Annotated in this window: 10 protein-coding genes and 1 pseudogene; 5 read left to right on the forward strand and 6 right to left on the reverse strand. The window is 69.7% G+C overall.

Features of this window, described 5'->3' with window-relative positions:
• Positions 1-228: 228 nt before the first annotated feature.
• Genes AC07AB_RS02400 through AC07AB_RS02420 form a run of 5 tightly spaced genes read right to left on the reverse strand, consistent with a single transcriptional unit; the run spans position 229 to position 2414 of the window.
• Positions 229-789: a hypothetical protein gene (locus AC07AB_RS02400; protein WP_478558698.1), complete on the reverse strand. Its 561-nt coding sequence runs from the start codon at positions 787-789 to the stop codon at positions 229-231.
• Positions 786-1298 carry a hypothetical protein gene (locus AC07AB_RS02405; RefSeq protein WP_478558701.1) on the reverse strand — a complete coding sequence of 171 codons (513 nt, stop codon included), beginning with the start codon at positions 1296-1298 and terminating at the stop codon, positions 786-788. Before AC07AB_RS02405 ends, AC07AB_RS02400 begins: the two co-directional genes overlap by 4 nt.
• The gene (locus AC07AB_RS02410; RefSeq protein ID WP_478558704.1) at positions 1295-1537 is read right to left on the reverse strand and encodes a hypothetical protein; all 243 of its coding nucleotides are present in this window, start codon (positions 1535-1537) and stop codon (positions 1295-1297) included. Before AC07AB_RS02410 ends, AC07AB_RS02405 begins: the two co-directional genes overlap by 4 nt.
• Positions 1537-1983 carry a hypothetical protein gene (locus AC07AB_RS02415; RefSeq protein WP_478558707.1) on the reverse strand — a complete coding sequence of 149 codons (447 nt, stop codon included), beginning with the start codon at positions 1981-1983 and terminating at the stop codon, positions 1537-1539. Before AC07AB_RS02415 ends, AC07AB_RS02410 begins: the two co-directional genes overlap by 1 nt.
• On the reverse strand, positions 1980-2414 hold the full coding sequence (locus AC07AB_RS02420; RefSeq protein ID WP_478558710.1) for a hypothetical protein: 435 nt from the start codon (positions 2412-2414) through the stop codon (positions 1980-1982). Before AC07AB_RS02420 ends, AC07AB_RS02415 begins: the two co-directional genes overlap by 4 nt.
• Before the next feature lie 413 nt (positions 2415-2827).
• Here AC07AB_RS02420 and AC07AB_RS02425 point away from each other — a divergent pair, with 413 nt between their 5' ends.
• Together AC07AB_RS02425 and AC07AB_RS02430 are read left to right on the forward strand one after the other, a co-directional pair.
• Complete coding sequence (locus AC07AB_RS02425; protein ID WP_478559704.1) at positions 2828-3601, forward strand: aminotransferase class IV family protein; 774 nt, start codon at positions 2828-2830, stop codon at positions 3599-3601.
• Positions 3602-3696: 95 nt separating this feature from the next.
• Complete coding sequence (locus AC07AB_RS02430; RefSeq protein WP_478558713.1) at positions 3697-4536, forward strand: formylglycine-generating enzyme family protein; 840 nt, start codon at positions 3697-3699, stop codon at positions 4534-4536.
• A gap of 41 nt (positions 4537-4577) precedes the next feature.
• Here AC07AB_RS02430 and AC07AB_RS02435 read toward each other — a convergent pair whose 3' ends face one another.
• Positions 4578-5915, reverse strand: a complete 1338-nt coding sequence (locus AC07AB_RS02435; protein ID WP_478558716.1) for a tetratricopeptide repeat protein — start codon at positions 5913-5915, stop codon at positions 4578-4580.
• Between the two features lie 615 nt (positions 5916-6530).
• On the opposite strand from AC07AB_RS02435, the gene AC07AB_RS02440 reads away from it, so the two are divergent.
• The 3 genes and pseudogenes from AC07AB_RS02440 to AC07AB_RS02450 form a co-directional block, all read left to right on the forward strand.
• The gene (locus AC07AB_RS02440) at positions 6531-6965 is read left to right on the forward strand and encodes a hypothetical protein (RefSeq protein ID WP_478558719.1); all 435 of its coding nucleotides are present in this window, start codon (positions 6531-6533) and stop codon (positions 6963-6965) included.
• 83 nt (positions 6966-7048) lie between these two features.
• Positions 7049-7801, forward strand: a complete 753-nt coding sequence (locus tag AC07AB_RS02445) for a class I SAM-dependent DNA methyltransferase (protein WP_478558722.1) — start codon at positions 7049-7051, stop codon at positions 7799-7801.
• A gap of 23 nt (positions 7802-7824) precedes the next feature.
• Positions 7825-8259: pseudogene (locus tag AC07AB_RS02450) on the forward strand (hypothetical protein); the annotation flags it as partial.

Consider the following 8259-nt stretch of genomic DNA (forward strand, 5'->3'; position numbering starts at 1 on the left):
GGGATCCCCCCTCCGAAAGAACCCCCCCTGGCCTGCTTTTGGGGGGCCTTCTTTTTTCCCCAAACACAACCCCCCTTTTCCCTTTTTTGGGCACCGCCCCGGCGGCGTTCTGCCGGGCCCGGCAGAACGCCTGACGGCGGCAGCGGACGCGTATCACGCTGTCGCCGTCGGCCGCCCGCGTCACCCAGTTGGGCCTAGGGAGCGGGCGGCAGTCATGAGGAGTTGGGCCTATGGGTCGTGCTCGGCGGCGGGCGCCTGGAGCCGGGCGGCGCGTGCGCATCGCGGGTGGGCGTAGTCGTGGTGATGGGCTGGTCTGTTGGGGATGAGGACTTGTTGGCAGTCGTCCGGCCAGGCGGCTCGCTCGCAGACCGCGCAGCAGTGCGCCGGCGGGCCGAGGGTCAGGGTGGCGGCGTCGAGGGCGGTGTTGAGAACCAAGGCGTCGGTGAGGTAGCCGCGTGGGCCGCCGCGCCAGAAGTCGGGGCGGCCCCAATGAGGGCCCGGCCCAACGGTTCGGCCGGCGTGGGGCACCAGGAGGAAGTCGTCGCGGCCGGTGCGCAGGGTGGCGTAGCGGGAGATGCGGTCCCAGTCCCAGCGGTACCGCTCGGTGCTCCCGCACGGCACCAGCCACACCAGACTCCCGCCGGCGGGGTCGGCGATGTGTGCGGTGTCGACCAGCCCGGCCGACCGCATCCAAGGGCCCACCGCATCCGGTACTTGCACCGCGTCCCACCAGCGGCCGGCGCGTTGTTCGGACAGTCCGTCGCCGCGGGGCGGGAACCAGACGCTCACGACGCACCCCCGGGCTGATCCCGGTAGGTGGCGGGGCGGGATCGTACGGCCTCGTTGACCGCTGCGCGCAGGGCTCCCGTCAAGGTGAGCCGCAGCCACGGCCGCAAGTCATTGGGCGTGACTTCGGGGAGGACCCACAGCCGGTTGCCGCTGTACGTCCTGCCGGGTGCTGGTGCGGTGATCGGGCAGCCGGTGGGGAGCACCTTCACCTGCTCCATGCCTTCCAGCGTCGGGCCGCCGCCGGTTGCTACGAGCCACCAGGCCGTGCGCTCCGCACCGCACAGGAGGTAGGGGCCGGTGTGTTGGCCGCGGTAGGTGAGGTAGGTCGAGGCCAGGTTGGCGAGACTCAACGGCATCTCGATGGTGTCCCAGCAGGAGCCGTTGATCAGGGTGGCGGTCTGGCCTTGTGCCCAGAGGGCGAGGACGGCGCGGGGTTGGGGGGAGGCGGAGGCCAGCCAGTGCGCCATCGACGGGTAGCTCGTCCCTGTTGCGCGACGGGTGGCGTTCATGGGCGGTCCTGGGGGTGCTGGTAGCGGCGGCTCTTCGCGATGCGTACGGCGTCGTCCAGAGCCTGGAACGCGTCCGTGATCGGCATCAGGACCTCGTCTGGGAGCAGAGCCTGGCGGGCGTCGACGGCGGAGCGGGCCACGTTCAGGGCCCGTACGCACATGTCGAGTTGCAACGTCTCCATGGCCTCCCCGAGGGCGGGGCCGGCGTCGAGGGCGTACCGCGTCTCGGGAGCGGGCATCACGCACTCGCCCCCGAAGCGCGCTGTGGGCCGGGGCCGGCGGGGTTGAAGGCCGTTGCGAGGTCGGCGGGGGTGGTCAGGTGCCCGGAGCCGTCCGGCTTCCTCACCCAGCACCGGCCCTCGGAGAAGCGGTGGGGAGCGGGGCAGAGCAGGCCCCTGCCCAGAGGCTTGACAGTCAACTCCGGGAGGTGGGCCAGGTGTTCGTGGGCCTTCTCTCCGGTGATGAGCCACCAGGCGAGGTTGTTTTCGCAGTAACCGATGACCGGGCCGAGCTTCCCGGCCGGGCCGAGCTCGTTTATGGCGTCGAGGGAGGGCAGAAGCGGCGCTTGGGCGACCCTCCACGCGGTGGAGGAGATCAGCGCGAGCTGGCCGGCCTCCCACGCGCGCCACACCGCCTCGGGACTGGCCGCACAGGACGCTAGCCAGCGACTGCCGTCGCGGGTCATGACTGGGCTTCCTCGACTTCGGTGCCTGCTTCGATGAGGGCGCGCACCGCGGATGAGGGGCTGAGGGTGTCGCCCGGCGGGATGATCCAGTGGGCTCGGGGGCCTTCGCAGGTGTGGGGTGCGGGCAGGCCGATGTAGCGGGCTTCGCGGTCGGTGGTCGTCATGCACTCGGCCGCCGCGTCCCAGGTGCTGGCGGTGCCGGGCGGGACGAGGGCGATGTACGCACCGCGTTCGAAGAGGACGGGCCCGGTGACGCCGAGGCGGTGGAGCATGGCTTGTACGTGTCCACGGTCCTCGCCCTGGGCGACACGGTGCACCAGCGCTGCCGGCAACTTCACCGCGTCCCAGGCCGGCCCGACCAGGAACAGCGCGACACGGCGGCTCCACCACTCATCCTCGGCCGCCTGCGCCGCCTCCCGACTGGCAGTCAAGAGCCTGGCCGCTGAATGATCCTGTTTCAGGGGAAACATCTGGTGCCTTCCCACTTGTGCCGGCACAAGGAGTGCTTGGCGGTGAAGGGGCCCTCGGCCCGAGGGGATTCCGGGGAGCGGGCACGCGATGCGTATGGCATCGGCACCTTTTCGCGACTGTCGGTAGCGGCTCGGTGACCAGAAAACGACTGTGGCGATGGGCGGGGAAGGAACTTTTGCTGAACTTCGTCGCCGTGGGTCACCACCTACTGCTGCGCAAGGGGCGGGACGGGCCTCTCCTCTTCGTCTGAGCAGGCGATACACGGCGCAATCTGAACTGGGCTGGACGTGCTGAACTCTTGCTGAACTTCCGTCCTCCGGGGTCGTCTTGGGGCGTGTGCCGACATGTGTGCCCTGACACACTGAGCTGCGTGATGGAACTAAATGGGCAACCCACCGACCTTGAGGCCCTCAAAGGTCTCGCACTAACCGGCTACGGCCACTTCACGTCGATGCGTGTAGACGACCAGCGGGTGCGCGGGCTCTCACTTCACCTGGATCGGCTGGAGAGGGACTGCCGTGCCGTCTTCGGCACCCGCCTCGACGTCGAGCAGACCCGCACGTACATCCGGCGGGCCGTCGACCGTGAAGGTCCGTTCATCATCCGCGTGACCGTCTTCGACCCGGACCTGGAGATGGGGCATCCGTCCGCTCCAGCTACCCCGAACATTCTTGTGACCACCCGCCCCGCCGGGGCGCTGCCCATGCCGCCGTTGCAGGTCAAGGCCATCCCATACGTGAGGGATTGCGCCTCGGTAAAGCATGTCGGGCTCTTCGGTGCACTCCACGCCCGCCGAGCCGCGCAGCTCGACGGGTACGACGACGCCCTCTTCTACGGTCCCGACGAACTCGTCTCCGAGGGTGGAACGTGGAACGTCGGCTTCATCGACTCCGACGGCGGCATTGTGTGGCCCAAGGGGGACGTGTTGCCGGGCGTCACCATGGCTCTGCTCCAGCGGCAGCACGATCACACCACCGCTCCGGTCACCCTGGACGCGGCGCGGGGCATGCAGGCCGCCTTCGCGACCAACACCAGCATCGGCGTCCGCGCCATCTCGGCCATCGACGACACTGCGCTGCCCACCGAGCATCCGGTGCTGGCCGCCATGCGGGATGGCTACCTGGATTTGCCAGGCGAGCAGGTGTAGGGCCTGCCATGGTGGTTCGCTGGACTGGCCGGGAGACGGCAGCGTTGCGCTTGGCCAGGAGGATGACGGTACGTACGTTTGCGAGCCACATCGGTGTGAGCGATCGCATGGTGTCCAAGTGGGAGGCACGGGGCGCGAGCATCGAACCGAGGCTGGGAGCCCAAGAAGCCCTGGACACATCGCTTGCGACAGCCGGCCAGCCCGCCCAGGAGAGGTTCGCGACCCTCATCACCGAGCAGGCCGCAGCCACAGCCGACCCCCGAACCGAAAGTCTCCTGGCCGCCGACGCCCGCCAGCACCGCACACACCCGGTGGACGGGAAGCTGATGGTCCTGGTTGAGTCGGGTATCTATCTGGCTGGGCTTGAATCCGAACCGCGGTGGGGGCCGGAGTTCTGGGTCGACGTCTTCCCGACTACGAACGCCGACTATGCCCGCTACACCCAGGCGACCGGCAGCCCTGCCCCTCAGCACTGGAACGACGGCCGATGCCCCGATGGCGTCTTCGCCCACCCTGTGGTGTGGGTGACATGGGGCCAGGCATCCGCGTACGCGGCATGGGCGGGCAAGGCGCTGCCTACGAGTGAGCAGTGGGAGAAGGCCGCGCGCGGAGCACGCGGCACCATCTACCCGTGGGGGAACTCCGCCACCGCCGCCAAGTGCAACGTTGCCGAGTCGGGCATAGGGCACACGACCCCGGTCAGCCGGTACCGCAGCGGGGTCAGCCCGTACGGCGTCTATGACATGTGCGGCAACACGTGGGAGTGGTGCGCGACCTCGTCTGGTGACGGTCGGTATGAGCTCAAGGGGAGCGCGTTCACCAGCCCGTTCGAACGCGCTGCACCCTCGTCCTTCAACGACGCCGCAGGCACGATGAGGGACGACGACACCGGCTTCCGGTGCGTGACTGGGGATGATCCCACGGCCGGGACGTAAATACGGGGTGCGTGGCCCCCGGAGTGGACTGGCCGGCGGGATCAAGTGCGGGTGAGGAGGGCAGCGGCCTGCTGGGACAGTTCGTGGGCTTCAGTTACATCCTGGTAGCGGGCGAGGCGGACGCGCATGTCCTGGGCGGCGTCTCGTACCCGTACGGACTGGACTCCCTCGGCGCAGTTGAGGAATTCGGTCCAGGTCTCCAGCGCGCCGTCGAGGTCACCTTGGCGCAGGAGGATTTCTCCGAGGTAGCCGAGGACGTTGGCGCGGCTGCGTCGGCGGTCCAGTCCGTAAGTTTCGATGGCTTGGTGCAGCTGCTCGCGGGCGCCGTTGAGGTCGCCCATCTTCGCGAGGACCATGCCGGACGCGTAGGCCCACCGGCCGATGGTGAAGTGCGACGCCCATGACTCGCCAGTCGGGGCGGAGGCGGTGCGTTCGATGAGGGTCTGGGAGGCGGACAGTGCCTTCGTGGCGAGGCGGTGGTCGCCGTCCAAGGCCGCGGCCTCGGCGAGGGTAATCTGGTAGTAGGCCACGGCGCGGGGATCAGTCAGGTTTTTGGCATGCTCGGTGCATTTCTCGGCGAGCCGGAAGGCTACGGCGTGCTGGCGGGGGCCGAGCGAGATGGCCTGGATGGCCATGCCCCGAAGGGCGGTCGCGGCGAGTTCGGTCTCGCCCGCTTCGTGGGCGAGCCGGTAGGCGTGCGCGTAGTAGTGCGTGACGAGTTCCTGGTGCCTCTGACCGCCGCCCTCGTCCTGGGCCATCCAGCCGATGAGATGGACTAGTTGGGATGCTGCGGCGTACAGCGTGCGGCCGGTCGCTTCGGTGTAGCGGCCCTGGAGCCAGGGGCCGGCGTTGTCTGTCAGGTAGCGGACGGCGAGGTGGCGGATGTGTCCGCCACCGTACTCGGCTGCCGCATCGCCGAGGGTTTTGACCATGGCGCGGATGGCGTCGACCTCGCCCTGGCCGACCCGCACAGCCCCGGCGGGCGCGGTGCGGACGCGGCGGGTGATCGCGTCGGGGTCGGCAACGCTGAGATACGACAGGACGCCACCGCCGGAGGCGGCCAGGAAGCTCCGACGGTCCACTTCGCTCCTCCCAAGGGTCAGGACTGAGGCCACGGTATCCACGGCGGCACGCGGCGGGGCGGGATCACCGCCGGCCCCGGAGACGTCCAGCGCCAGGACCTGGATGACGTGAGGGAGCCAATGGCTTCCGGGATTGCGCTCGCCGGCCATCAGCTTTCGGGCGTACTGGCGGCCCATTCCGCCCGGCCCCTGGCCCGCGGCGAGCCCCAGCTCCCTGGCCAACTTGGTGGGCCCCCAGCCGCGTTCCTCACATGCCTGTCGGATGAGATGAGCGATGCGGCGCCCGTCTTTCTCCATGCCACCCGGCCCCTTCCGCCATGGGTTACACAGGACTACGCGGGGTTACATCTTGGGTCCTCTCCCCTTACCTGGCCAGCGAGTTGACTGCTTATCACGCCCACGGATGCCGGAACGGGAACTCGTCCATCGGCTCCGGGACGGCGCGAAGGCCCGACCGCGGGCCCCGCGGCAGTACTCCGGCCAGGGAGAGAGGCAACTGTGCGTACTACGGGCCGACACCGCGCCTCCGAGCCCACGGGCCGGACCGACCTCACCACAGCGGTAGCTATCACTGTGCTGGCTGTGCTCGGACTCGCCGGGCCCCTACGGGCCCTGCACCGACAGGTAACCGACCTCATCGGCGCCCCGCTGCGTCCGGCGCCGTTGACCGCAGCGGGCGGCAATCCGCCAGCTGCCCGAGCGTCCGCCCCGGCCGCCTTGCCGGCGGCCCCAGCCGGGGCGGGCACAGCACTCCGGCGCCCGGCCCTGGGGACGACGTCGCCGGGCGCCGGAGCCCACAGCGCCGCCCTGACCTCCAGCGGACGGGCCGACCTGCCCGAGCTACGGCGGGCGGCCCAACCCGATCCGGTGCCATCTGACACCGGCCGCCTGATCGCCCGAGGAAGGAACACCATGACCGTCCTGCCCTTCGAACCCTTCGAGACGGACAGCATGCTGGTCCGGTACCGCGTACTGACCGGGGAGAACGACGACCCTGCCCGCCGCGGCGACAAACAACCTGTCGCCCGCTCCGAGTGCGCTCTCACCTGCCCGGACAAGGACAGTGTCCGGCGCACCATCACCGCCCTGCACGCTTCCGACGAGCAGCTCAAGAAGCGCTCCGAGGCGGACAAGCTCTACGACTGGACCAGCACGTACGTCGAGCTCGCCCCGGAGCAGCCCGGCGGACGGGTGCTGTTCGGGGTGGCCTGGTACGACGAGGCGTACTTCACCGAGAAGTCGACTGCCTTCCAGAACACGATGCACCAGCACTTGTTCAAGGCGCTGGGCGTCGCCCCGGACGCGATCGAAGTCAAGCACTGGCGTGAGGTCCGGTTCGCGGCCTGACACCCCGCACCACACCGCAGGAGAAGGGTCCGGCCCGTGCCGGGCTCTTCTCCTGCGCCATGACACGACGCAGGAGGAGACCCATGGACGAGATCGCTCAGCAGGCCCACCGATGGGACCAGTGGGCACCCCACTACGACGAACTGGCGACTGGGCGAGAGGTGCAGCAGCAGGCAGTTCGGTTACGGGAGCTGGCCCCCACCGGGCCCGCCCTGGAGCTGGGCTGCGGTACGGGCCTGGTTGCGCTGGCACTGGCCCGACTCGGCACCCCGGTGACCGGCCTGGACGCCTCCCCCAAGATGGTCGCCGCGTTCAACGCCAAGGCGGACGAGTCCCGCCTGCCCGCCCACGCCGAGACGGGAGACATGACCCGCGCCGGCCTGGACCAGCGCTTCACCCTGGTCTTCTGCGTGGCATCGACACTCTTCGCTCTCACCACCCAAGCCGACCAGGTCGCCTGCTTCCGCACCGCCGCCCGTCACCTGCGGACGGGCGGGGTGTTCGTGGTCGAGGCCCGCGTACCCGACTGGCACCCCGAGGTGCGACAGGCGGTGAGCGCCCGCGAAGTCGGCGATGCCCACGCGCACTGGTCGGTGATGCTCCACGACCCCGTGACCCAGGTAGTGCGCTCCCAGGAGGTCCATGCGGACACGAACGGTATGCGCCTGCTGCCGCTGGTGACCCGCTACGCGTGGCCCGCCGAGCTGGACCTCATGGCCCAACTCGCCGGGCTGCGCCTGCAAGCCCGCTATGGCGACTGGGAGGGAAGCCCCTTCGATCCGGCCAGCCGGCGGCACCTGAGCGTCTACACTCTGGGCTCTTCGGACGACCGCTAGCGCACCAGCTGGATGGCCCCTCAGTGAACGATTCCCTTCACACCACCGCACGCCGCCTGACCGCTTCCGTGTGGGGGGAGAACGGCTCCGATCCCGTCCTGGTGGCCGACCGGCGCGGCACCTGCCTGTGGAGGGTCCAGACCCGCAGCGGCCCGTACGCCCTCAAGATCACTGTTCCGTGCCGGGACCCGCAGGGACACGTGGACTCCGAGCGCCTCGCGCTGACAGAGGCCGGACTCCTGCTCGGCCTCGAAGCCGACCGCGTCCTCACCGGCCTGTACGAGGCCCACGGCACCCTGCCCGACACCGAAGGAAGCTGGCTGGCGCTCCGCTGGATCGGCGACGACGACGCCGAGGCCGCGTTCGCCAAACTCCGCGGTACCCCGGACCCGGGGAGGGGGGGTCCCTCCACGGAGGGCAGTGTTAAGAGCCCTTGCGGCACCCCCTTCCGGCGCCTT

It is taken from the genome of Streptomyces sp. NPDC044033 (assembly GCF_056434425.1).